This window comes from Streptomyces sp. CWNU-52B, from assembly GCF_047444975.1.
GTDB lineage: Bacteria > Actinomycetota > Actinomycetes > Streptomycetales > Streptomycetaceae > Streptomyces.
Map to the genome: position 1 here is coordinate 38,935 of NZ_JBLFJV010000019.1, position 23,501 is coordinate 62,435.

General features: G+C 72.2%; 18 protein-coding genes and 1 tRNA gene. 13 read left to right on the top strand and 6 right to left on the bottom strand.

Annotated features, from left to right (window positions below; genetic code table 11):
* Positions 1-23 precede the first annotated feature (23 nt).
* The 5 genes from moaC to ACLVWQ_RS18045 all read left to right on the top strand — a co-directional run bounded on the left by moaC (position 24) and on the right by ACLVWQ_RS18045 (position 3,534).
* A complete protein-coding gene (gene moaC / locus ACLVWQ_RS18025) occupies positions 24-503 on the top strand; it encodes a cyclic pyranopterin monophosphate synthase MoaC (protein WP_414109840.1) in 480 nt (159 codons plus the stop codon).
* On the top strand, positions 500-1,099 hold the full coding sequence (locus ACLVWQ_RS18030) for a MogA/MoaB family molybdenum cofactor biosynthesis protein (protein ID WP_414109842.1): 600 nt from the start codon (positions 500-502) through the stop codon (positions 1,097-1,099). Before moaC ends, ACLVWQ_RS18030 begins: the two co-directional genes overlap by 4 nt.
* Positions 1,096-1,758: a GNAT family N-acetyltransferase gene (locus tag ACLVWQ_RS18035; RefSeq protein WP_414110372.1), complete on the top strand. Its 663-nt coding sequence runs from the start codon at positions 1,096-1,098 to the stop codon at positions 1,756-1,758. Before ACLVWQ_RS18030 ends, ACLVWQ_RS18035 begins: the two co-directional genes overlap by 4 nt.
* 177 nt (positions 1,759-1,935) lie before the next feature.
* Entirely contained in the window at positions 1,936-3,336 is a 1,401-nt protein-coding gene (gene glpR / locus ACLVWQ_RS18040; RefSeq protein WP_414109843.1) for a gephyrin-like molybdotransferase receptor GlpR, read from the top strand.
* Positions 3,337-3,457: 121 nt separating this feature from the next.
* Positions 3,458-3,534 (top strand) — tRNA-Ala (locus ACLVWQ_RS18045).
* Between the two features lie 123 nt (positions 3,535-3,657).
* Here ACLVWQ_RS18045 and ACLVWQ_RS18050 read toward each other — a convergent pair.
* Positions 3,658-4,497: a helix-turn-helix transcriptional regulator gene (locus ACLVWQ_RS18050; protein ID WP_414109844.1), complete on the bottom strand. Its 840-nt coding sequence runs from the start codon at positions 4,495-4,497 to the stop codon at positions 3,658-3,660.
* A 164-nt stretch (positions 4,498-4,661) separates the two neighbouring features.
* On the opposite strand from ACLVWQ_RS18050, the gene ACLVWQ_RS18055 reads away from it, so the two are divergent.
* Entirely contained in the window at positions 4,662-5,414 is a 753-nt protein-coding gene (locus ACLVWQ_RS18055; RefSeq protein WP_414109845.1) for an SDR family NAD(P)-dependent oxidoreductase, read from the top strand.
* A 392-nt stretch (positions 5,415-5,806) separates the two neighbouring features.
* Here the strand turns inward: ACLVWQ_RS18055 and ACLVWQ_RS18060 are convergent, their stop codons facing one another.
* On the bottom strand, positions 5,807-6,283 hold the full coding sequence (locus ACLVWQ_RS18060) for a GNAT family N-acetyltransferase (RefSeq protein WP_414109847.1): 477 nt from the start codon (positions 6,281-6,283) through the stop codon (positions 5,807-5,809).
* A gap of 65 nt (positions 6,284-6,348) precedes the next feature.
* Here ACLVWQ_RS18060 and ACLVWQ_RS18065 point away from each other — a divergent pair, with 65 nt between their 5' ends.
* Together ACLVWQ_RS18065 and ACLVWQ_RS18070 are read left to right on the top strand one after the other, a co-directional pair.
* Positions 6,349-7,149, top strand: a complete 801-nt coding sequence (locus ACLVWQ_RS18065; RefSeq protein ID WP_414109848.1) for an exodeoxyribonuclease III — start codon at positions 6,349-6,351, stop codon at positions 7,147-7,149.
* Between the two features lie 195 nt (positions 7,150-7,344).
* Positions 7,345-9,624: an ATP-binding protein gene (locus ACLVWQ_RS18070; protein WP_414109849.1), complete on the top strand. Its 2,280-nt coding sequence runs from the start codon at positions 7,345-7,347 to the stop codon at positions 9,622-9,624.
* On the opposite strand, the gene ACLVWQ_RS18075 is transcribed toward ACLVWQ_RS18070, so the two are convergent.
* The gene (locus tag ACLVWQ_RS18075) at positions 9,525-10,235 is read right to left on the bottom strand and encodes a hypothetical protein (protein WP_414109850.1); all 711 of its coding nucleotides are present in this window, start codon (positions 10,233-10,235) and stop codon (positions 9,525-9,527) included. The genes ACLVWQ_RS18070 and ACLVWQ_RS18075 overlap by 100 nt on opposite strands.
* On the bottom strand, positions 10,228-11,493 hold the full coding sequence (locus ACLVWQ_RS18080; RefSeq protein ID WP_414109851.1) for a hypothetical protein: 1,266 nt from the start codon (positions 11,491-11,493) through the stop codon (positions 10,228-10,230). The genes ACLVWQ_RS18075 and ACLVWQ_RS18080 overlap by 8 nt, the downstream gene beginning before the upstream one ends.
* 297 nt (positions 11,494-11,790) lie before the next feature.
* Here ACLVWQ_RS18080 and ACLVWQ_RS18085 point away from each other — a divergent pair, with 297 nt between their 5' ends.
* On the top strand, positions 11,791-15,036 hold the full coding sequence (locus ACLVWQ_RS18085) for an AfsR/SARP family transcriptional regulator (protein WP_414109852.1): 3,246 nt from the start codon (positions 11,791-11,793) through the stop codon (positions 15,034-15,036).
* Positions 15,037-15,278: 242 nt separating this feature from the next.
* On the opposite strand, the gene ACLVWQ_RS18090 is transcribed toward ACLVWQ_RS18085, so the two are convergent.
* Positions 15,279-15,923 (bottom strand): MerR family transcriptional regulator, encoded by a 645-nt coding sequence (locus ACLVWQ_RS18090; protein WP_414110373.1) that lies wholly within the window; start codon positions 15,921-15,923, stop codon positions 15,279-15,281.
* A gap of 155 nt (positions 15,924-16,078) precedes the next feature.
* Here ACLVWQ_RS18090 and ACLVWQ_RS18095 point away from each other — a divergent pair, with 155 nt between their 5' ends.
* From ACLVWQ_RS18095 to ACLVWQ_RS18110, 4 genes are all read left to right on the top strand, one after another.
* Entirely contained in the window at positions 16,079-17,668 is a 1,590-nt protein-coding gene (locus tag ACLVWQ_RS18095) for a flavin-containing monooxygenase (RefSeq protein WP_414109854.1), read from the top strand.
* Complete coding sequence (locus ACLVWQ_RS18100) at positions 17,665-18,618, top strand: alpha/beta fold hydrolase (protein WP_414109855.1); 954 nt, start codon at positions 17,665-17,667, stop codon at positions 18,616-18,618. Before ACLVWQ_RS18095 ends, ACLVWQ_RS18100 begins: the two co-directional genes overlap by 4 nt.
* On the top strand, positions 18,615-19,517 hold the full coding sequence (locus ACLVWQ_RS18105) for an SDR family oxidoreductase (RefSeq protein ID WP_414109856.1): 903 nt from the start codon (positions 18,615-18,617) through the stop codon (positions 19,515-19,517). The genes ACLVWQ_RS18100 and ACLVWQ_RS18105 overlap by 4 nt, the downstream gene beginning before the upstream one ends.
* Before the next feature lie 81 nt (positions 19,518-19,598).
* Positions 19,599-19,850 (top strand): hypothetical protein, encoded by a 252-nt coding sequence (locus ACLVWQ_RS18110; protein WP_414109857.1) that lies wholly within the window; start codon positions 19,599-19,601, stop codon positions 19,848-19,850.
* 225 nt (positions 19,851-20,075) lie between these two features.
* Here the strand turns inward: ACLVWQ_RS18110 and ACLVWQ_RS18115 are convergent, their stop codons facing one another.
* On the bottom strand, positions 20,076-23,375 hold the full coding sequence (locus tag ACLVWQ_RS18115) for a S41 family peptidase (RefSeq protein ID WP_414110374.1): 3,300 nt from the start codon (positions 23,373-23,375) through the stop codon (positions 20,076-20,078).
* Positions 23,376-23,501: the final 126 nt, after the last annotated feature.

The following is a 23,501-nucleotide window of genomic DNA, read 5'->3' on the forward strand; positions in this document are numbered from 1 at the left end:
CGCCACAGCATGAGTACGCAAGCATGAGCACGCAAGGCAGACTGACCCACATCGACGAGGCGGGTGCCGCCCGCATGGTCGACGTGTCCGCGAAGGACGTGACGGCCCGCACCGCACGCGCGAGCGGGCGCGTCCTGGTCTCGCCGCGCGTCGTCGAACTGCTGCGCGGCGAGGGAGTGCCCAAGGGCGACGCCCTCGCCACCGCGCGCATCGCGGGCATCATGGGGGCCAAGCGCACACCGGATCTGATCCCTCTGTGCCATCCGTTGTCGGTGTCCGGTGTCAGACTTGACCTGTCGGTTGCGGACGACGCCGTCGAGATCCTGGCCACCGTGAAGACCACCGACCGCACGGGCGTCGAGATGGAGGCCCTCACCGCGGTCACCGTGGCGGCTCTCACCGTGATCGACATGGTCAAGGCGGTCGACAAGGGGGCGGTCATCACGGACGTACGCGTGGAGGAGAAGACGGGCGGCAAGTCGGGCGACTGGAGCCGGACATGACGCCGCCGCACCCTGAGCCCTCGCGGCCCTCGCGGCCCTCGCGGCCCTCGTCGACGGCACCGGCCGGGGCGCCCGTCGGGGAGGCGCTGACAGCCCCGTACAGCGCGCTCGTGGTGACGGCCTCGAACCGCGCGGCGGCGGGTGTCTACGAGGACCGGGGCGGGCCCCTGATCGCGGCGGGACTCGTGGCGTTCGGCTTCGCCGTCGACGGCCCCTTGGCGGTTCCCGACGGGGACCCCGTCGAGAGCGCGCTGCGGGAGGGCGTCCGCGCCGGTTACGACGTCGTGGTGACCACCGGCGGCACGGGCGTCTCACCCACCGACCGCACTCCGGAGGCCACGCGGAAGGTGATCGCGTACGAGGTGCCGGGCATCGCGGAGGCCGTCAGGGCGTTCGGCCGGGACAAGGTGCCCACGGCGGCGCTCTCCCGGGGCCTCGCCGGCGTCGCGGGCGGAACACTGATCGTGAACCTGCCGGGCTCCACCGGCGGGGTCAAGGACGGCCTGGCCGTCCTCGAACCCCTCCTGATCCACGCCGTCGACCAGCTCCGCGGCGGCGACCACCCCAGACCCGACGGCAGTGGGGGTGCGAGCTGAACACCCCATCCTGGCCGGTCGAGCTGGTGGACGGCGATGTGGTCCTCAGACCCATAAAGCTGCGCGACCAGCGAGCCTGGCGTGACGTCAACCGCCGCAACCGTGACTGGCTGCGCCCCTGGGAAGCGACCATTCCGCCGCCCACGCCCAGCGGGCCGATCATCCACCGGCCGACGTACCGGCAGATGGTCCGGCATCTGCGCGCGGAGGCGAACGCGGGGCGGATGCTCCCCTTCGTCATCGAGTACCAGGGGCGCCTCGTCGGACAGCTGACGGTCGCCGGAATCACCTGGGGTTCCATGTGCTCGGGCCATATCGGCTACTGGGTGGACCAGGCGGTCGCCGGACGCGGAGTGATGCCGACAGCCGTGGCGCTCGTGTCCGACCACTGCTTCCGGACCGTTGGTCTGCACCGCATCGAGGTCTGCATTCGGCCCGAGAACGGCCCCAGCCGGCGGGTCGTCGAGAAACTCGGATTCCGCGACGAAGGCATTCGTCCACGCTATCTCCACATCGACGGCGCCTGGCGCGACCACCTCGTCTTCGCGCTCACGGCCGAGGAGATCCCCGAAGGACTGCTGGCCCGCTGGCGGCGGACGCGGCGCTCCAGGAACACGTCCGAAAACGCACCTCGGGACACCCCTCGAAACCCGGCGTAAATGAAATGGGTGTTCGAAAATGATCGGTGATCGACCACTCTCGGGCATTAATTTCGTACCCTCGGTGGCCTGCTGATCGCATCGGTCACAAAAAAAGCTCGAAATATCAGCCAGATCGTGCGACACACCGACTCAATTGGCAGATGGCCTCATGCAAACCCCTCTACCGTGTGAGGCGTGACCAACAGCGGCCTCATCTACGCAGTCATTGTCGGGGCCTGGGCCGCCTACTTGGTGCCGATGTGGCTCCGTAGGCAGGACGAGCTGAACGAGGCCCGTCCGACGGAACGCTTCAGCACCGCCATCCGGCTTCTGTCCGGACGAGCGGGTATGGAGCGCCGGTACGCCAAGGACCTGCGGGCGCGCTCCACCGACGAGGGGGAGCCCCGCGCCGACCCGGACGGCGTCACCGACTCGGTGGACGTCCGGGCCTTCGCCATGCCTCCGACGCGCCGTGAGGTACGGGCGGACGTCGACGACGCGCGTGACGCCCGCGAGGCGCGCACCGCGCGTGAGGCGCGTGAGGCACGTGACCGGTCCGAAGCGCAGGCACAGCAGGCGCAGGCGCAGCAGGCGGAACAGCAGGCTTTGAGACAGGCGTCGCGGCAGGCGGCGGCGAAGCAGGCGGCGGCCGCCGAGGCGGAAGCGGCGGCGGCCGCGACGGCGCCCGAGGCCGCCCCCCGGACCAAGGCCCGCCCGGCGAGGAAGCAGGGCCGCGCGGCGGACGGCCGCCCCGTGCCCCGGCAGGGCGGCAAGTCCTCGCCGAACGGAGCGGGCGCGTCCCCCGCGCGCAGGGCGGCCGCGGCGGAGGCCGCAGCCCGTGCCCGGCGCTCGAAGGTGCTCGCGCGCCGTCGGCGTACCACCGTCGTCCTCTTCTTCGCCTTCTCGCTCGGGGCGATCGTCGCGGCCGTCGGCGGGCTCGCGTTCCTGTGGGCGCCCGGGGTGCCCGCGGTCCTGCTGAGCATCTACATCGCGTACCTGCGCTCCCAGGAGCGCCGGCGCTTCACCTATGTGATGGACCGCAGGCAGGCCGAGGTCGCGGCGCAGCGGCTGCGCGAGCGGCAGCCGCGCCGGCGGCCCCCGACCGACCCGGGCGCCACCGACGAGCCGGAGGACGGACCCGAGCCGGACACCGACCCCGGTATGTCCGCGCTCGCCGCCGACCGCCGTGCCCTCGTCGAGCAGACCGACCACGCGGAGTGGGTCGACCAGCAGCGCGAGCGCCGGCACGGACCTGTACGGGGCGAGAGCTGGGACCCTGTCCCGGTGCCCCTGCCGACGTACGTGACGGCGCCGGTCGCCCCGCGTGCCACGTCCGAGGTGGACCTGGCCGGCCCCGACGCGTGGAGCTCGGCCCGGTCCAGCACGGTCGAACCGAACGCGGAACGCCCCACGGCGGATCCGGCCGGGACGGCCGACGCGGAGGAGGAGCCGGACGGACCCGACGGGAGCGAGGGCTCGGACAACGCCGCGGACGTCCGCCGCGCGGCCTCGGCCCGGCGCGCCCGCGAGCGGGGCCGCACCCCCCTCTTCGACCAGTACGAGGACGGCGACCGGCGACGCGCCGCCAACGAGTGACGACGCCTCGGACCGACCGCCCGGAAACCCCCCGAAACCCCCGCCCCTGACCAGCGGGAGAGCCTCCGGCAACGGATTTCCGAGCACCCGGATCAGGATGCTAGAGTTTCACTCGTTGCAAGGGCCTGTGGCGCAGTCTGGTAGCGCACCTCGTTCGCATCGAGGGGGTCTGGGGTTCAAATCCCCACAGGTCCACCACCGCAACAACTGTTCTTGAGTCAGCTCAGGAGTGGTTGACGAGATCCCGTCCGATCGGAAGATCGGACGGGATCTTCGTCGTTTCCGGGCTGTGTTCGATGTGATGTGCGAGGGTCCCATTCGTCACAGGTGCGTCGCCCGGCGCAGCAGGCGGTCGATGTTCTCGCGGCTGCGCCTGTCGGTGGGGGTCTGGACGACGAGGCGGACGCCGGGGTGGTCGGTCAGTTCCATGCCGGTGGCGCGCAGGCTCACTTCGCCGATCCCCGTGATGTCGTAGCGCTTGTCGCACAGGTGGGGTGGAGCGACGTCCTGCGTGGCCCAGAGCCGGGAGAACAGCGGGCTGGCGTTACACAGACGGGTGACGAAGTCCTGCCATCGCGGGTCGCCCGCGTTCTGGCTGTAGCGATAGCGGAACCCCGCCACGGCCTCGGGCGCCTGCTCGTCGCGGTTGACGATGTGGTGCTGCCCCTCCGGTGCCGCGAAGAGGTGCCAGAGGGTGTTGCGCCTGCCGGGCGGAGCACTGACCAGAGCGGGGTGCAGGGCCGCGTACGCGTGGTTCCAGCGCAGCACGTCGGTGCGGGCGTCGACCAGCATGGCGGGCAACGGGTCCAGGGCTCCCAGGACGGTGTCGAGGTGGCCGGGGAGCTCGGTCGGCGGATCGCTGATGACCGGGGGCTGGGGGACCTCGGCCAGACGGTAGAGGTGGTCACGCTCGGCGGCACCCAGAAACAGCGTGCGGGCCACCGCGTCGAGCACCTGGGAGCTGACGTTGATCGGCCGCCCCTGCTCCAGCCACGTGTACCAGGTGATGCCGACACCGGCCAGTTGGGCGACCTCCTCGCGGCGCAGTCCGGGGGTGCGCCGATGGACTCCCGGGGGTATGCCGACGTCCTCGGGTGAGACCCGCGCGCGTCGTGAGCGCAGGAACTCCCGTAGGTCGGTCCGGTTCGTGGATGTCGGCACAGATCCACTGTGCCAGAGCCGGGAGGTGCCGGCCTGGTGCTGCCAGTACCAGTATCAGCGGGCTCCTGGCACCGGTGTCCGCACAGGACGCAGGCTCGTACCGCCCGTGTTCCCCAGGACGTTTCCTTCGGAACAGCTGCCCGGATGAACGGACGACGAGTTCCATGAGCAACGCGTTTCACAACAAGGTCGCGGTCGTGACGGGCGGGAGTGCCGGTATCGGCCACGTCACCGCACGGAAGATCGCCGAAGGGAGCGGCACCGTCTACATCACGGGACGGGACCAGGACGCCCTGACGGCGGGGGCCGCGGACATACCGGGTGATGTCATCGGGGTGCGGGCCGACTCGCGCTCGGCCGACGACCTCGACCGGCTCTTCGCACAGGTGGAGCGGCGCAGCGGCCGGCTGGACGTGCTGGTCGTCAACGCGGCGGCGATCGCGACCGCACCGCTGGGAACCATCACCGAGGACGTCATCAGGACGGTCTTCGACGTCAACATCACCGGCACGATCATGACCGTCCAGAAGGCGCTGCCGCTGCTGGCGAACGGTGGCGTCATCGTCCTCACCGGCTCGATGGCCGCGCACAAGGCGTCGCGCGGGCGGAGTCTCTACGCGGCCTCCAAGGCCGGGGTCCGCGCCCTCGCCCGTACCTGGGCCCTTGAGCTGACCCCACGCGGGATCCGGGTGAACGTGGTGAGCCCGGGCCCGACGGACACGCCCGGTATCGCACAGCTGGCCGCCACCGCCGAGGAACGCGAGGCGCTCATCGCCACGATGGGTACCGGGACCCCGATGACCCGGGCCGGTACCGCGGAAGAGGTCGCTGCCGTCATCGCCTTCGTCGCCTCGGACGCGGCCTCCCACGTCAACGGCGCCGACTACCAGGTCGACGGCGGATATGGCCAGGTCTGACACCTTCACGGGGCCGTCACGGACCACCTGGACACGGCCGAATGTCCTCGATCACGGCTCGCGCGGCACGGCCTGCTCGATTGCGGACCACGCGTCGACCACGGAGACGAGCTTGCCGGTGTCGGTCGTGGGCGTCGTCGTCAGCAGCACGTCGACCGCTGCGGCGACCTTCTTCGCGGCCTTCGTAGGTCACGGCCCCGGTCCGCAGGGACAGCGGCTCACGTCCGTGGCTGCTTCTGGGCCGATCTGCTGACCGAGGGGCATTCGCTGCCAGGGCCACCCCCTGCGCATCGTCCCGGACCCGGGCACGGCCTCCCGCCGCGTACCACCGGGCAGCCCCATGCCCCGCTGGATACCGTGGCGACCACCGCCGCCGCGCGGGCCGCGTGTCCTCACAAGGGCTTCGCGAAGCAGCGGCTGTCCTCGTGGAAGCGGTAGTGGCCGAACTTGGCGCAGGGCTCGTAGCCGCTGGACGCGTACAGGGCGATGGCCTCGGGCTGCTTGTCGCCGGTCTCCAGGACCATGCGGGTACGGCCGGCCGCGCGGGCGTCGTCCTCCAGGGCCCGCAGGATGCGCCGGGCCAGGCCGTTGCCGCGTGCCTCCTCGACCACGTACATGCGCTTCAGCTCCGCGTCGCCGTCCGAGTAACCCTCGTCGTTCTCGTCCTGGGTACGCCAGCCGCCGGTGGCCACGGGTGCGCCCTGCGCGTCGTACGCCATCAGGTAGAGGCCGAGCGGTGGCTCGAACATCGACGGGTCGAGCGGGGTGACGTCGCCGTCGTCGCCGTAGCGCACGGCGTACTCGGCTTGCACCTGGTCGTTGAGCTTGACGGCGTCGGGGTGGTCGAAGGTGGCCCGGCGGATGTCCATGCTGGTTCTCGTACTTCTGTGAAGGGGTGCGGTGTGCTCGTCCAGTGTGCCGGTATCGTGCCCGGGTGCTGACTGTGACCTCTGTGAACGTGAATGGACTGCGGGCCGCCGCCAAGAAGGGCTTCGTGGAATGGCTGGCGGCGACCTCCGCCGACGTGCTGTGCCTCCAGGAGGTACGGGCCGAGCCGGGGCAGCTCCCGGAGGGCGTGCGGCAGCCCGAGGGGTGGCATGTCGTGCACGCGCCCGCCGCCGCGAAGGGGCGGGCCGGAGTCTCCCTCTACACCCGCCGCGAGCCCGACCGCGTCCAGGTCGGCTTCGGATCCGCCGAGTTCGACGGCAGCGGCCGCTATGTCGAGGCCGACCTGCCCGGAGTCACCGTCGCCAGCCTGTATCTGCCCTCCGGTGAGGTCGGGACCGAGCGGCAGGACGAGAAGATCCGGTTCATGGGTGAGTTCCTCACCTATCTGAAGGGGCTGCGCACCCGGGCCGCCGCCGACGGGCGCGAGGTCGTGGTGTGCGGCGACTGGAACATCGCCCACCGGCAGGCCGACCTCAAGAACTGGCGGGGCAACCAGAAGAACTCCGGGTTCCTGCCCGAGGAGCGGGAGTGGCTGGGGCAGGTCTTCGACGCGTCGGACGGCGGGTACGTGGACGTCGTACGCGCGCTGCACCCGGACGTGGAGGGGCCGTACTCGTGGTGGTCGTACCGGGGGCGGGCCTTCGACAACGACGCGGGCTGGCGGATCGACTACCACGTCTCCACACCCGGACTCGCGTCCCGTGCCGTCAAGGGCTCCGTGGAGCGGGCGGCGACCCACGACGAGCGGTGGTCGGACCACGCACCGGTGACCGTCGTGTACGAGTGACGAGTGGTCCGCCTACTCGCTCCCGAGATCGAGCGCTCGCGCGCTCGTGATCCTCGCCTCCGCCCGGCTGCTCGGCTGCTCTGCTCTCCGTGACGTCACACGAGACGCCGGTTCGCCGGAGAGTGTGCGGACACCCGGGCACGGAAAGGCTCCTCCTCACAGGACGGTACTTACCGGTCGGTCGTAGGGGGACGTGTGCGGGGGCAGGAGCGGGATGGCCACAACGAACTGAGCGGCGTCGTCCACGGTTCCAGCGTGCAGGCCGCCGTCGTCCACGGTGACGTCCACCTCCGCACCGGAGGGAGCACGGAACCGCGACCGCCGTGGCAGCTCCCGCCTGCCGTCCGTCTCACCGACCGCACCGCGGAGGTGGAGCGGCTGGAACGTCACCGGGCCGTCGCCGCCCAGCGGGACCACCCCGCTCTCGCCACCGTGAGCGGCCTCGGCGGAGTCGGCAAGACCGCGCTGGCCCTGGCCTGGCTGCACCGGTTGCGCCGGGACTTCCCCGGCGGCCAGCTCTACGCGGACCTCTGCGCGCAGGCGCCCGCAGGCCCGCTCGACCCCAGCCACGTGCTGGGCAGCTTCCTGCGCGGGCTCGGTGTGCCGCCGCAGCAGGTGCCGGACGGCATCGCCGACCGGGCCGCGCTGTACCGCTCGCTCACCGCCGAGCGCCGGATCGTCGTGCTGCTCGACGACGCGGCGACGGCGGCGCAGGTACGGCCGCTGCTGCCGGGCGGCCCCAACATCACCCTGGTGACCAGCCGTCGGCGGATGTCAGGACTGGCTCTCGAAGGCGGCTACCAGGTCCATCTGGAACCACTCGCCCCCGAAGCGGCGGTCGAACTGCTCGCGGTCACCCTCGCCGACGACCGCGTGGCCACGCAGCCGGACGACGCCCGCGCACTCGTCGAACTCTGCGCGGGGCTGCCGCTGGCCGTGCGGGTCGCCGGGGCCCGCCTCGCGGCGCGGCCGCGGCGCCGGATCACCACGATGGTCCGGGCCCTGACCGCGGAGCGGGGCCGGCTGGACGCGCTGGCGATCGACGGCGATCACGGTGTACGGGCCGCTCTCGACCTCTCCTACCAGGGGTTGCCCCGGGAAGCGGCCCGGCTCCACCGGCTCCTCGGCGTGCATCCGGGGACGGAGTTCGGGGCAGGGGTCGCGGGCGCGGTGCTGGGGTCGGCCGGTGCGGGCGCCGGTGTGGTGGGGGACCGGGACGCGTGCGGAGAATCCGATTCCCGGTCCGGTGCCGGTGCCGGTACGGGGGCCGGAGACGGGGGCCGGCCCGGTGAGGGTGCTGACTCCGGCCGGGGGCCGGACCCCGGCGAACTGCTCGATGTCCTCCACGACGCCAACCTGCTCATCGACATCGGCGAGGACCGCTACCGGTTCCACGACCTCGTACGGCTGCACGCCATGGGGAAGGCCGCGGAGGACGAGTCCGCTGCGGAGCGGGCAGCGGTCTTCCGCCGTATCGCCGACCACTATCTGGCCACCGCGACGCGGGCCGAGCGGGCCGTCGATCCTCAGCACCCCTTACGGGAACGGTCCTACGGGCCCGGCCCGGTGATCGTCGAGTGCTTCGGCGACGACGCCGGAGCGGCGCTGGACTGGTTCGAGCGGGAGCTGCCCAACCTGTTGGCGGTGATACGGCGGGCCAGGACGACGGGGGAGCACGACATCAGATGGCAGCTCGCCGACGCCCTGGGCCCCTTCTTCCTGCGGCGCAAGCACTACGACGCATGGCGCGCCTCGCACGCCGAAGGGCTTGCCGCGGCCAGGGAGACGGCGGACGGGCCGGCCGAGTGCCGGATGCTGACCTCCGGCGGCCAGTGCGAGCTGGGCAGGGGGGACCCCGCCCACGCCCTGGAGATGTTCGACGAGGCGGCACGGCTCTTCGCGGCCGCCGGGGACGAACTGGGGTACGCGCGGACGGCGAACTACCGTGGGCTGGCCCACCAGCGGGCGGGCCGGCCGGACGAGGCGGCCGAGCTGTTCGAATGGGCTGCCGCGGAGCTTCCCCGGTGCGGGGACCTCCGGGCCGGCGGGCTCGCCCGGCTCAACGCGGCAGACGTCGAGTTCGCCCGAGGCCGGCTCTCCCGGGCGGCCGAGTGCGCCGTCGAGGCGCGTACGGCGCTGCTGGCGGCCGACGACTCCTACAACGTCGCGCGTGCGGCGACCCTGCTGGGCCGGATCCGCCTGGGCGAGGGCCGGCCGGACGAGGCGGAGCGCCGGCTCGCCGGTGCGCTGGCCGTGCTGCGCGAGGTCGGGGCCCACTACGAGACGGCCCGTGCGCTGGATGCCCTGGGCGAGGTCGCCGCACTGCGCGGACAGCGTGAACTCGCCCGGGGGTACTACCAGGAGGCGCTGGAGCTCTACGTCGGCGTGAACCGGCCGGGACCGGCCGACGGTGTACGGGAGCGGCTGCGCGGGCTCGACGAGGGCGGCGCCTTCGGCTCAGGAGCCCACGGCTGAGGAGCCCCTGAGAGGGGAGCCCGCGCGAGGAGAGGACCCGGTCGGCGAGCGCCGGCCGCGGTCCCCCCTGACCGATGCGCTCCCGAGTCGGCGACCAGCCAGGCGTGCGCCAGCGAGGCCCAGACGGGCCAGGGACACAGGGCGGCATGGCCTGAGGTGAGCGTCAGTGTGAGCGGCGCGCGGGTGGTGCCCGGCCCGTACGGTCCGAGCCGGAGCCGGCACTCGCGGGACCCGCGGTACACCGCGACCACCGCGGCGCCCGGATGGTCGGCGGCCAGCGCTTCGGCCGCCGCACCCGCCGCACCCGATGAGCCGGATGAGCCGGATGAGCCGGATGAGTCGGGTGCGAGCAGGACGTCCGCCAGCGGTGGCCAGGGAGACGGCGCGGGAAGCGTGACGCGCACATGCCGGTCAACGAACGGACGGTCGTGCGCGGGCAGCGCCAGCGCGACCTCGACGTCGTGGACCGAGGGAGCCCGCAGCCGCTCGTCGACGGAGATCACCCGCGCATCGTCGACGGAGGCCGTAGAGGAGTCGGCGAAGAAGGCGGCACAGGCGGCGATGAAGGGGACGGCGAAGGGCGCGGTGACGCGTGCGGTGAGGTCACTCATGAGGCTGCGCCCCCGGCTCGTCGCAGCGCACGGTCACCGGCAGCCGGGCCCGCTCCACGGTGGGTGCCGCGGCCGGCGGACGCAGGTGGAGCCGGCGGTACAACAGCGTGCGCATCCGGCGGGCGAACCGGCCCGGCTCCGAGCTGAGCCGCGCCGCGATCCGCGTGTACAGCTCCGAGCGGTACGTCGCCGAGCTCTGTCGCAACTGCCTGCGCAGCGGACGGTCCGCACGGACCCGGGGCGCCAGGGCTCGCAGTTCGGCCATCGGCGAGGAGGGGTCGAGCTCGGTGTCCGGAGAGCCGGCCGTCAGGATCCGCGCACCGGTCATCGCCCCGTAGAGCGACACGGAACCGTGGTCGCTCACGATGTAGTCGGCGGCGACGACGGCCCCGCACCACTCCGCGTGCTGGCCGACCAGGCCGACGCCGGACCGGTTCAGCCGGGCGAAGGCGCTGCGGATGTGCCATTCGCTGTGCGCGTTCCAGACATGGGAGTGCAGCATGACCACGATGCGGAACTCCTCCCGGGGAAGCTCGGCGGCCAGCCGCTCCAGCAGGTCCCACTGCTGTCCCAGCAGGGAGTCGGGTCCCCAGGTGGAGCAGACGAGTACCAGTTCCTGACGGGGCCCGGTCCGAAGGGCCTCCCGGTACAGCGCCCGTGAGGGCAGGCTCGCCATCACACGGTCGTAGGAGGGGTCTCCGACGACCTCCGCGACGGGCAGTGCTTCGGGGCACTCACGGCCGAGCCGTTCCCGATCGTCCTCGTGCGCCAGCACGATGGCGGACGGGACGACCACGCCGTCCCTGACCAGCCACTGCCGGCCCAGCCCGTACACCTCGGGCTCCGCCACGGTCCGGCGGCGGTGGTCGCCGGGTGCGGAGACCCGTTTGTTGTACGAGGCCCCGTGCGGGAGCACGATGACCGGGACGTGCAGCTCGTGCAGACCGCCGTAACTCGCGGCCAGCGCGAGGTCGAAGCGAGTGTTCACCGCCTGGTCCCAGGGCACCACCAGCGCCCGGGTGTCCTCCAGGAACGCGTCCACGCCGTGGTTGAAGACGTCCGCGGCCGTAGTGAAGACCACTTGCACCCTCGGGTCGCCCTCCAGCAGCCGGACCGCTTCCAGCAGGCGACGCGCGGAGGTCACCGTGTGCACCACGGCGAGCACCCTCTTGCGTATCCGGAAGGTGGCCCAGCGTTCCACGTCCAGGCGCAAGGGCACCGCCAGACGCCGGTCGGCATCCGGCATCGTCATACTCATACGAACTCCCCCGAACTCCCCCGTCATGCCAACTTCCTTGTTGGCTCAGTCAGTTGAAGCGGAGCCGGCTGCCGGTGGCAGTGCGGCCCCGCCTTCCGTGTCTGCCCGGGAGGCTGGACGGTGGGCTTGCAGAAACCTTGCAGTCCCCGCACGGAAGAGCCCGTGGATCACCGGGGGACAGTGTGCGGTCCCCGTGTGCGCCCCTCGCGCATCCGTGCGCCCCGCTCCGCTCCCTCCGGCCGTTCCGGCACTGCCCCGACAGTGAGTTGCAGGAAGCGGCTGAACCATCTGGGGGAGATGGTGGACCTTCTTGCACTGGGGCCTCTCGAGTTGTGGCACCAGGGACGTCAGTACGCGCTCGGCTCGCTGAAGGAGCGATGCGTCCTCGGGATCCTGCTCTACGCCCGGGGAGACCCGGTCTCCGTGGACACGTTGGTCGAGCGGGTCTGGGACGAGGACGAGCTGCCCGCGGCTCCCGTGGAGGTGCTGCGCACCTACCTCTCGCGGCTGCGTACCAGGCTCCACCGTGCCGTCGGCGACGACGCGATGGTCGAGCGTGCGTCGCCGCGCCGCTACCGGCTGCGGGTCGAGCGTGAGGACGACGTGGACTTCGTACGCCTGGAACAGCTGCGCGCGCAGGCCCGTGCGGCGGCGGGGCGGGGCGACACGGAGTACGCCGTCGGACTGCTGCACGCCGCGCAGGCGCTCTGGCGCGGGGAGCCGTTCGCGGAGTTCACCGGGGCCTGGGCCGCCTCCGCGCGGGCCCGGCTGACCGAGGACCACCGGCGGGTGCGGGAGGAACGCATCCGCCTGGAGCTGGAGTTGGGCCGCCATGCCGACCTCATCGGCGAGCTCCACGAACTGGTGTCCCTCAGCCCCCTCGCCCAACAGGCCGTCGCCGCCCTGATGCTGGCTCTCTACCGCTCAGGACGCGACGGCGAGGCGCTGGCCCTGTACAGGGACACCCACGGCCGTCTCGGCAGCGAGCTGGGCATCGACCCCGGGGCGGACCTGAGGGACCTCCAGCAGCGCATCCTCCGCCAGGACCCGGCCCTGCGGGAGCCGGAGCCCGAGGCCGGCCCGTCCCGTACGGCGCACACCGCTTCCGCACGGGCGACGGCAGCGGCCGGTGAAGGACGCACACCAGGACCGACCGGCGGCACGGCGACCGCGGACGGCCCCGCGGGGCACGTGGGCAGCAGCCTCCCTCGTGACACCCGGGACTTCATCGGCCGCAGGGGCGAGCTGGACATCCTGCTCGCCGAACCCGCCCCCGAGGACAGCGCCACAGCACTGCCCCTGACCGTTGTGCACGGTATGCCCGGGGTCGGCAAGTCCGCGCTGATCGTCCATGCCGCGCACCGCATGAGGTCGCGCTACCCCGCGGGCCAGTTCTACGTGGATCTGCGCGGCTACAGTGACCAGCCGCCGTACGAACCGGCCGACGCCCTCGCGTTCCTGCTGCACACCGTCGGCGTGGCCGATCCGCTGCCGGTCTCGCTCGACGAGCGGATCGCGCGCTGGCGGGAGTGGACCGCGCACCACCGGGTGCTCGTCGTCCTCGACAACGCGCGGGACGCCGAGCAGGTGAGGCCGCTGCTGCCCGGTTCGTCGGAGTGCCGTGCGATCGTGGCCAGCCGCAACCGGCTCGCCGACCTCGACGGGGCGGCCTCCCTCCCGCTGGACGTGCTGTCCGTGTCCGAGGCGGCCTCGCTCTTCGCCCGGATCGTGGGCGCGGCGAGGGTCTCCGACACGTCCGCGCTGCGCCGCGTCGTGGAGCTGTGCGGCAGCCAGCCACTCGCCGTGCAGCTACTCGCGAGCAGGTTCCGGCACCGGGACACCTGGGATCTGGAGTACGTGGCCGACCGGCTGGCGCGCGCGGGTGACCGGCTGGACGAGGTCGACGAACGCGTCGCCGCCGCGCTGCGGCTGTCGTACACCGATCTCGACGCTCCGGCGCGGCGGCTGTTCCGCCGGCTGGCGTTGCATCCGGGCCCGGACATCACCCTGGAGGCGGCGATCGCGCTGTCCGGGGACGGTCCGGACGTGGTCCGTCGCGCGGTGGACACCCTTCAGGACCGCCATCTGCTCGACGAGCCGGTCCGGGACCGCTGCCAACTCCACGATCTGGTACGGGCGTTCGGCAGTCGGCTCGGGCGCGGGGAGGACCCGGAACCGGTCCGGCGGGAGGCTCTGCGGCGGCTGATGACGCACTACCTCACGGCCGCCGACCGGGCGGACCGGGCCGCGTATCCGCGCCGACGGCGGCGGGCCCTCGGGCCCGAGCTCGTGTCGGCGGACACCCTTGAGTCCGGTACGGCGCCCAGCGCCGACGAGGCGTCGGTCTGGCTCACCGTGGAGCGGGGCAACCTGCTGGCCGTGGCGCGTACGGCCGCCGCCGAGTTCCCGGACGTCGCCGCCCACTTCCCGCACGTCCTCGCGCAGTCCCTCCAGCTCTGGGGCATGCACGACATCACCGCGGAACTGCACGGGGCGGCGCTCACCGCGCTGCGCTCCGGTGGTGACCGGGTGGCTCTCGCGCAGACGCTGGTGGAGCGGGCGAGCGTGCTGGCCCGGGAGGACCACGGCGCGGCGCTGGCCGCCGCCACCGAGGCGCTCGGATTCTTCGAGGACCTGGGGGACACCCACGGCCGGGCCGACGCTCTCTTCGAGATCGGCCGCGCGCACCTGGGAGCGGGTCACGGTGAGGAGTGCCTGGCGGAACTCGCGCGGGCTCTTGAGCTCTACCTCCTTGTCGGCGACCGGCACGGGGTGGCCGAGACCCTCAAGGTGCAGGGCACGGCGTTGGTGCACCGGGCGGAGTACGCGCAGGCAGGCGACCTCTTCGAGACGATGCTCGCCATCCACCGGGACCTGGGAGATCTCCACGGAGAGGCGATCGCCTGGAACAATCTGGGTGATATCCGGTTCGCTGTGGGGCGGCACGAGGAGGCGAGGGGGTACTACGAACAGGCTCTGGTGCTCATGCGGCGAGTCGGCGGGAAAAGGGATATCGCCATCATCGACACCAATCTCGGCGCGGTGTACCACGCGACGGGCCAGTCCGGTCGGGCTCTCGGCTGTTTTCGCCGGGCCCTCGCCAGCCATCGGGACTGCGGCGACGCCATCGGGGAGATCACGACTCTGATCCGGCTGGGCGAGACCTGTGCGGGGTCGGGGCGGACGGAGGACGCCCTGTCCCACTTCGGCGCGGCGGAAGAGGCCGCGCGGCGAATTGGGAATTCTTACGAAAGGTTGCGGAGTTTCATCGGAATTGCGGACACGCAGTATGCGATGGGGCGGTTGAACGTCGCGCTGGAAACCTATCTGCTCGCGCAGGACATCGCCGAATGCCACAGCTATTCTCTGTGCTCGGCGCAGGCCCTGGCGGGAATGTGCCGTACCTGTCTCAGTATGGGAAACATCGAGTCGGCGCGCGCCCATGCCGAGCGCGCACAGACGATCTATCGAAGACTCGGGGCGGTGTCCGAGGCTGATGAGCTGCGGCGGCTGTTCGCCGACCGGGGGGCTACCGGGTCCTGAGGGTCCTTTTGGGAGAGGGATCCGGTACTTCGCTATTTACCAGATACAGTCGGCCGCCGCAGCGGATACCGAGAGGATGCAGAAAGCGAACGTGGTGCCGACGAGCGTGTAGAACCTGCGCACTTTTCTCCCGATCGTACAGGTGTTTGGAAAAGGGTCCATCAGTTCCATGGATGGTGCGGAGCCTAGCCCATGTGGGGGACTGCATGGTGCTGGTGTGCGCGTTGACGCCGGGAAACCGGTCAGGTATCCGCTTTGCTGTCGCGGGGCAATCCGCTCAGTCGCCGGTCCATCGCCATCGACAGTTCCGCCTCCACCACGCTCTTCGCCAGGGGGCGCAGGCGTTGGAGGTCTTCCGGGGTGCGGTCGGGGGTGAGGACCAGGTCGGTGAACAGTTCGGCCAGGGCGTCCGCGTGGGCGCGTACCCGGCGGGCGGCGGCGAGGATGTCCGCGAGCGGGACGCCCTCCCGGACCAGGGCCGCCGAGGTCTCCAGGAGCCGGCGGCTGATGTGGACGAGGTCCGTGCCGTCGGTGGCGAGGTAGCCGAGGTCCAGGGACGCGGCGAGGTTCTCCGGGGTCGCCTGGCCCGCGAAGACGTCGGCCAGCTCCTCGGGGGAGAGGCGCACCGGGGTCTCCTCGGTGGGCGCGCCGAGCCCGAGCAGCTCTCCCACGTCCCGGCCGTGGTCGAAGGCCTCGGCCAGCTCGGCGATGCCGTTGAGCGTGTGCCCGCGCTCCAGGAGGGCGGCGATGGTGCGCAGGCGGGCGAGGTGGTCCTCGTCGTACCAGGCGATCCGGCCCTCGCGGCGCGGCGGCGGTATGAGCTTGCGCTCCCGGTAGAAGCGCAGTGTGCGCACGGTGATGCCGGCCTTCCCGGCCAGCTCCTCCATTCGGTACTCCCGCTTGGCGACCACAGCGGCACCCTATGCCGTACCGCCGGTAACTTTCCGGTGCGCGACCCCTACCCATGAGTACGGAGCTGCTCTACTCTCCCCATTGCGCCAGTGTTCACTGGCGCGGTCGTACGCGGCATGGAGGCATCGGGATGACCGAGCACGAGCATGTACGGGTGGCGGTGATCGGCTCCGGCTTCGGCGGGCTGGGCGCGGCCGTGCGGTTGCGCCGTGAAGGCGTCACCGACTTCGTCGTCCTGGAACGGGCCGGCAGCGTGGGCGGGACCTGGCGCGACAACAACTACCCGGGCTGCGCCTGCGACGTACCGTCCCATCTGTACTCGTTCTCGTTCGCGCCCAACCCCGACTGGCCGCGCACCTTCTCCGGGCAGGAGCACATCCGCTCCTATCTGGAGCACGTCACCGACGTCTTCGGGCTGCGGCCGCATCTGCGCCTGAACTCCGAGGTCAAGCTGATGACGTGGGACGAGGAGCGGCTGCGCTGGGAGATCGAGACGAGCAGCGGGACCCTCACCGCCGACCTCGTCGTGTCCGCCACCGGGCCGCTCTCCGACCCCAAGGTGCCGGACGTCCCGGGCATCGACACCTTCCCCGGCAAGGTCTTCCACTCGGCCCGCTGGGACCACGACTACGACCTGCGCGGCAAGCGGGTCGCGATGGTCGGCACCGGGGCCTCGGCCATCCAGATCGTGCCGGCGATCCAGCCCGAGGTCGCGAAGCTCACCGTCTTCCAGCGCACCCCGGCCTGGGTGCTGCCGCGCGTCGACCGGGCCGTCAGCGGCGCCGAGCGTCTGCTGCACCGCACGCTGCCCGTCACCGCCCGGCTGCGGCGCGGAGTCCTGTGGGGCATCCGGGAGTTGCAGGTCCAGGCGTTCACCAAGCGGCCCAACGAGCTGGGCCTGGTCGAGCAGCTGGCCAAGCGCCACATGTTCCGTGCCGTCAAGGACCCGGCGCTCCGGGCCAGGCTGACACCGTCCTACCGCATCGGCTGCAAGCGCATCCTGCTGTCCAGCACGTACTACCCCGCTCTCGCCCGGCCCAATGTGGACGTGGTGGCGAGCGGGCTCAGCGAGATCCGCGGCTCGACCGTCGTCGCCGCCGACGGCAGCGAGGCCGAGGTCGACGCGATCGTCTTCGGCACGGGCTTTCATGTCACCGACATGCCGATCGCGGAGCGGGTCGTCGGCGTGGGCGGCCGGACGCTCGCCGAGGCGTGGTCGACGGGCATGAAGTCGCTGCGGGGCTCGACCGCGGCCGGGTTCCCCAACTGGATCTCGGTCATCGGGCCCAACACGGGCCTCGGGAACTCCAGCATGATCCTGATGATCGAGTCGCAGCTGAACTATCTGGCCGACTACGTACGGCAGCTGGACGTGCTCGGCGGCCGGGCCGCCCTCGACGCCCGCCCCGGCGCGGTCGACGCCTGGAACCACCGGGTCCAGGAACGGATGAAGCGCACGGTGTGGTCCACCGGCGGCTGCAACAGCTGGTACGTCGACGAGCACGGCGTCAACACGACGGTCTGGCCGGGTACGACCACCGAGTTCCGCGGCGCCACACGGCATGTGGACCTCGCGGAGTACGACCTGATCCGCGCACCGGAACCGGCGCCGGAACCGGCATCGGTGTCCGAGGAGTCCGATGCGCGGCCCACGCGCCGTACGAGCGCGAAGGCCGACGCGAAGGTGAACGCGAAGAAGAAGGCGGAGGCCGAGGCATGAGCCGACTGACCCATGTGGCCTCCGGCCCCTACGCGCCGCCCGCACCCGCGCGCGAACTGACCGCGGTCTCCGCCGACGGGGCCCGCCTGCACGTCGAGGTGCACGGAACCGTGGACACCGTGGACGCCGCGGACGCCGCCGCCCCCGCCGCGGTCCCCACCGTGGTGCTCGCCCATGGGTGGACGTGCTCGACCGCCTTCTGGGCCGCCCAGATACGCGACCTCGCCGTCGACCACCGGGTGATCGTGTACGACCAGCGCGGGCACGGGCGCAGCCCCGCCCACCCCGTGTGCAGTACGGACGCGCTCGCCGACGACCTGGAGGCGGTGCTCGCGGCCACGCTCGCGCCGGGCGAGAAGGCGGTCCTGGCCGGGCACTCGATGGGCGGGATGACGCTGATGGCCGCGTCCGGGCGGCCCGGGTTCCGGGAGCACGCCGCCGCCGTGCTGCTGTGCAGTACGGGCAGTTCACGGCTGGTCGCCGAGTCGCGGATCGTGCCGATGCGGGCCGGCCGGACGCGGACCTGGCTCACGAAGCAGATCCTCGGGTCGCGGGCGCCGCTCGGGCCGGTCACACCGCTCGCCCGGCGGATCCTCAAGTACGGGACGATGGGCCCCGGTTCGGCGCCGGTGATGGTCGAGGCCTGCGCCCGGATCGTGCACGCGTGCCCCCGCCGGGTGCGGTACGCCTGGTCGAAGGTGCTCGACCTGCTCGATCTCGACCAAGGGGTACGGGAGTTGACCGTGCCGACCGCGGTCGTCGTGGGGACCGCCGACCGGCTGACGCCCGTCGTGCACGCGCGCTCGCTGGCCGCCGCGCTGCCGGACTGTGTCAGCTCCACCGAACTGCCCGGGATCGGGCACATGACCCCGGTGGAGGCCCCCGAACTGGTCACCGCCCGGATACGCGAACTCGTCACCACCTACGCAGTGATCAAGGAGGGCGCATGAGCAGGGTCGGTCTGGAAGGACAGGTCGCCGTCGTCACGGGGGCCGCGCGGGGCGTCGGGGAACTCCTCGCCCGCAAGCTCTCCGCCCGCGGCGCCACGGTCGCGCTGGTCGGCCTGGAGCCCGAGGTGCTGAAGGACGTCAGCGAGCGGCTGCACGGCGAGAGCGGCCACTGGTACGCCGACGTCACCGACGAGGTGGCGATGGCCGAGGTCGCGCGGGAGGTGAAGGCGCGGTTCGGGAAGGTCGACATCGTCGTGGCCAACGCGGGGGTCGCCAGCGGCGGGCCGTTCGTGGACTCCGACCCGGGGGCCTGGCGGCGGGTCATCGAGGTGAACCTCATCGGGTCGGCCGTCACCGCCCGCGCCTTCCTGCCCGTGCTGATGGAGAGCCGCGGGTATCTGCTCCAGATCGCCTCGCTCGCCGCGATCACTCCGGCGCCGATGATGACCGCGTACTGCGCGTCCAAGTCGGGCGTCGAGGCGTACGCGCACAGTCTGCGGGCCGAGGTCGGGTACCGGGGCGTACGGGTCGGGGTCGGGTATCTGTCGTGGACCGACACCGACATGGTGCGCGGGACCGACAGCGACGACGTCATGCGGGAGTTGCGCGGCCGGCTGCCGTGGCCCACCAACAAGACGTATCCGCTGGGGCCGGCCGTCGACCGGATCGTGGCCGGGATCGAGCGGCGGTCCAGTCACGTGTACGGGCAGTGGTGGCTGCGCGGGATGCAGGGGGTGCGCGGGTACCTTCCCGCGCTCATCGGGGCGGTCGGGCAGCGGGAGATGCGGCGGTTCGCACCGCGGCTCGGAGGCATGACGAAGGGGCTCGTCGGGGCGGGTGGTGCGGCCGACGAGACGGAGCGCGCCGCGGGGCCGGACACGGCGCGTCACCGACCGTGACTGATCGAAATGCGCGAGATGTCCGTGCGTGTAACTCTGGTCGAGGCCCGATCCCCTCACCCAAAAACGGGAGTGAACCTCATGGCCATGAAGGACCAGTTCCAGGACAAGGCCGAAGAGCTGCAGCGGAACGCGAAGCAGAAGTTCGGTGAGCGCCGCGACCAGGAGAGCGAGCGCGGACAGCAGACGCCGGAGCGTGAGCGCCCCGAGCGTGAGCGTCCGGACAGCGACAGCGAGCGTCCGGAGCGTGGGCGTCCGGAGCGCACGCCCGACGAGTCGCAGCGGTCGCGTCGGGACGCTCCCCGTCCCGACCAGGACGACTTCGACGTCTGAGCCGACGCGCTGACGTGCTGACGCGCTGACGTTCTGGTGCTCGGCCTCGGCCGGCGCCGGCGTGGGGTGCCCCTTCTTCTCCGGGGCGCCCCACGCTTCTTTGCGTTGCCGCGTGTTGCCGCTTGTTCGCCGGGTGCCGGCCGGTGGGGGCTTGTCGCGCAGTTCCCCGCGCCCCTTACGGGGCGCCGGCTGTACGGGGCGTCAGCCGCGTGGGATGTCTGGAGGTCAGGAGCGGGGCGGCAGTGGCGGGCGGGACCGGTCGGGGAGGTCGTCGTAGGGGGGCGGGGTGGAGGCCGGGTGGCGGGCCAGGAGGTCCACGGCCAGCCGGATGGCGTCGTCCAGTTGGGCGTGGCGGCCCTCCGCCCAGTCCAGCGGGGTGCGCAGGATCTCCAGGTCCGGGGTGACGCCGTGGTTCTCCACCGACCAGCCGTACGTGTCGAACCAGGCGGCGTTCATCGGGACCGTGATCACCGAGCCGTCGCCCAGCCGGTGGCGGCCGGTCATGCCGACGACCCCGCCCCAGGTGCGCTGGCCCACCACGGGCCCCAGCTTGAGCAGTTTGAAGGCCGCCGTGATCATGTCGCCGTCGGACGAGGTCATCTCGTCGGCGAGGGCGACCACCGGTCCGCGCGGGGCGTTGGACGTGTACGACACCGGCTGCGCGTTGCGGGTCAGGTCCCAGCCCATGATCGTACGGGTGAGTTTCTCGATGACCAGCTCGCTGATGTGGCCGCCCGCGTTGCCGCGTACGTCGACGATGAGCGCGGGGCGGGACACCTCCATGCGCAGGTCGCGGTTGAACTGGGCCCAGCCCGAGCCGCCCATGTCGGGGATGTGCAGGTAGCCGCACCGGCCGCCGCTCAACTCCCGTACCACCTCGCGGCGTTTGGCCACCCAGTCCTGGTAGCGCAGCGGGCGCTCGTCGATCAGGGGGACCACCGCGACCCGGCGGGAACCCCGGCAGGAGCGGCCCTCGCCGTCCACCGGGACGAACGTCAGCTCCACCGTCGTGCCGCCCGCGCCCGCGAGCAGCGGGAACGGACCGGTGACCGGGTCCACGGGGCGGCCGTCCACATGGGTGAGCTCCGCGCCCTCACGGATGCCCGTACCGGCCAGCGGGGAGCGCGCCTTGGAGTCGGAGGAGTCACCGGGCAGGATGCGCTTGACGATCCAACCGTCGTCCCGGCGGACGAAGTTGACGCCGAGCAGGCCCTGGGGCCGCTGATAGTGCGGCGGGCCCTCGTTGCGCCGGGCGGCCGCGACGTACGCGTGCGAGGTGCCCAGTTCGCCCAGCACCTCGCGGAGCAGGTCCGCGAACTCGTCGGGGGACGCGACCCGTTCGACCAGCGGACGGTACTGGTCCAGGACGGCCGGCCAGTCGATGCCGCACATGCCGGGTTCCCAGAAGTAGGCGTGGATGAGGCGGCCCGCCTCGGCGTACGCCTGCCGCCATTCGGCGGCCGGGTCGACCTCGTGCAGGATGCGGCGCAGGTCGATCCAGACGGTCGAGTCGCTGTCGCCGGTCTCGGTGGACGGCACGGCCCGCAGCTCTCCCTCGTCGACCACGACGAGCCGGGTGCCGTCGCCGCTGAGCGCGAACCAGTCGAGGTGGTCGACGAGTTCGGACTTCTTCGCCTTGGCGAGGTTGAAGTACTCCAGGGTCGGCCGGCCGCTCATGTCGTCCGGGTTGGCGAACGTCTCGCCCAGCGCCCCCGAGATCGGCCAGCGCAGCCAGACGAGTCCGCCGCCCGCGACCGGGGACAGCGCCGAGTACTTGGAGGCGGTGACGGGGAACGGCGTCACCCGGCTCTCCAGGCCCTCGGTCTCGACGATGACCGTACCCGCCCGTCCCGCGCCCCCCTCGGTGGCGCCCGCCAGGGAGGCGCCCGGGTCCGGGTCGTCCGCGACCGGGTCCAGGCCGCCGGCCGCCGGGCGGCCCTCGGGGGTCAGCGCGAACGGGGACGGGGTCGCCGAGGACAGCGGTACGAGGTACGGGCGGCAGCCCAGCGGGAAGGACAGGTCGCCGGTGTGGACGTCGTACACCGGGTCGAAGCCGCGCCAGGAGAGGAAGGCGAGGAAGCGGCCGTCCCGGGTGAAGACCGGGTTCTCGTCCTCGAAGCGGCCGTTGGTGACGTCGACGATCGTGCGGGCGCCGGGCCCCTCGATCCGCGCCAGCTTGATCTGGCGCAGGGTGCGGCCGATGCCCGGATGCGACCAGGTCAGCCAGGCCCCGTCCGGGGAGAAGGCGAGGTCGCGCACCGGCCCGTTGACGGACCGGATGAGTTCGGTGACCTCGCCGTCGGGCTCCTCCGCCGCCACGGTGAGCAGGAGCAGCCGGCCGTCGTCCGAGGCGATCGCGAGCCGCTCGCCCTTCGGGTCGGAGACGAGTTCCAGGACGCGGCCCAGCCGCCCCGAGGCCAGCCGCCTCGGCTCCCGCTCGCCCGTCGCGCGCGGCAGATAGGCGATCTCGACGGCGTCCTCGCCGTCCGCGTCCGTCACGTACGCGACCTGTCCGCCGCTGCCGAGCATCTCCGGCAGCCGGACGCGGGCGCCCGGGGTGTCCGCGATGGTGCGCGCGGGACCGTCGCGGTGCGTGAGCCAGTACAGGCTGCCGCGTACGACGACGGCGCCGGCCCGGCCGGTCTCGTCCACGGAGATCCCGTCCACGTGCTGGGCGGCCGGCACCTGGTAGGGACGGCGTCCCGCGCGCGGCCCGCCCAGCCGTACGTCGAGCCGGCGGGGCCGCGAGCGCGGCGACAGGTCGTCGACGATCCACAGGTCGCCCGCGCACTGGTAGACGACACGGGCGCCGTCGCTCGACGCGTGCCGGGCGTAGAAGGCGTCGTGGTCGGTGTGGCGCCGCAGGTCCGAACCGTCGTGCAGACACGAGTACAGGTTGCCGATGCCCTCGTGGTCGGAGAGGAAGGCGATCCGGTCGCCGACGAACATGGGCGAGTCGAGATGCCCGTCGAGGTCGGCGAGGAGGCGCTGTCCGTGCAGCCAGAGCCGGCCGGTGGCGCCGCCGCGGTAGCGCTTCCAGGCGGCGGGCTCGTGCGGGGGCGTGCCGGTGAGCAGCAGGGTCTTGCGCTCGCAGCCGAAGTCCGCGACCGCGATGTCGGAGACCGGGCCCCACGGGAGCCGGCCGCCGGGGTCCCCGCTGACCGGCACGCTGTAGGCCCAGGTGAAGTACGAGAAGGGCTCGCCGTGGGAGGCGACGGCGAGGATGTCGCAGTTGCCCTCCGTGTCGGGCGGCGACCAGCCGCAGACCTGGGTGTCGGTGCTGCCCCAGTAGGTCAGCCGCCGGGCCGGGCCGCCGTCCACCGGCGCCAGCTGGATCTCCGGCACGAGACTGCGCCAGGTCGTGTACGCGAGGTGCCGCCCGTCGGGGGAGAAGCGCGGGTGGCTCACCTTCGTACGGTCGACGGTGAGCCGCCGGGCGCGCCCTGGCCCGTCGAGGGGGGCCACCCAGAGATCGTCCTCGGCCACGAAGCAGAGCCGGTCGCCGCTGAGGTGCGGGAACCGCAGATAGGCGCCGGAGTCGCCGCCGGCCGGATCGTGGGCGGCGCTCCCGTCCTCGTGCCGGTCCTCGTACTCGGCGTCGTTCTGGTCGTCCTTCGGGGTTCCGTACGTGTCGCTCACCTCCCCATGTTT

What these genes read in the sequence shown, in the direction of transcription:
- moaC (WP_414109840.1), top strand. Translation starts at nt 24, where the DNA reads ATGAGCACGCAAGGCAGACTGACCCACATCGACGAGGCGGGTGCCGCC.
- ACLVWQ_RS18030 (WP_414109842.1), top strand. Translation starts at nt 500, where the DNA reads ATGACGCCGCCGCACCCTGAGCCCTCGCGGCCCTCGCGGCCCTCGCGG.
- ACLVWQ_RS18055 (WP_414109845.1), top strand. Translation starts at nt 4,662, where the DNA reads ATGAGCAACGCGTTTCACAACAAGGTCGCGGTCGTGACGGGCGGGAGT.
- ACLVWQ_RS18060 (WP_414109847.1), bottom strand. Translation starts at nt 6,283, where the DNA reads ATGGACATCCGCCGGGCCACCTTCGACCACCCCGACGCCGTCAAGCTC.
- ACLVWQ_RS18075 (WP_414109850.1), bottom strand. Translation starts at nt 10,235, where the DNA reads ATGAGTGACCTCACCGCACGCGTCACCGCGCCCTTCGCCGTCCCCTTC.
- ACLVWQ_RS18080 (WP_414109851.1), bottom strand. Translation starts at nt 11,493, where the DNA reads ATGAGTATGACGATGCCGGATGCCGACCGGCGTCTGGCGGTGCCCTTG.
- ACLVWQ_RS18085 (WP_414109852.1), top strand. Translation starts at nt 11,791, where the DNA reads ATGGTGGACCTTCTTGCACTGGGGCCTCTCGAGTTGTGGCACCAGGGA.
- ACLVWQ_RS18090 (WP_414110373.1), bottom strand. Translation starts at nt 15,923, where the DNA reads ATGGAGGAGCTGGCCGGGAAGGCCGGCATCACCGTGCGCACACTGCGC.
- ACLVWQ_RS18095 (WP_414109854.1), top strand. Translation starts at nt 16,079, where the DNA reads ATGACCGAGCACGAGCATGTACGGGTGGCGGTGATCGGCTCCGGCTTC.
- ACLVWQ_RS18100 (WP_414109855.1), top strand. Translation starts at nt 17,665, where the DNA reads ATGAGCCGACTGACCCATGTGGCCTCCGGCCCCTACGCGCCGCCCGCA.
- ACLVWQ_RS18105 (WP_414109856.1), top strand. Translation starts at nt 18,615, where the DNA reads ATGAGCAGGGTCGGTCTGGAAGGACAGGTCGCCGTCGTCACGGGGGCC.
- ACLVWQ_RS18110 (WP_414109857.1), top strand. Translation starts at nt 19,599, where the DNA reads ATGGCCATGAAGGACCAGTTCCAGGACAAGGCCGAAGAGCTGCAGCGG.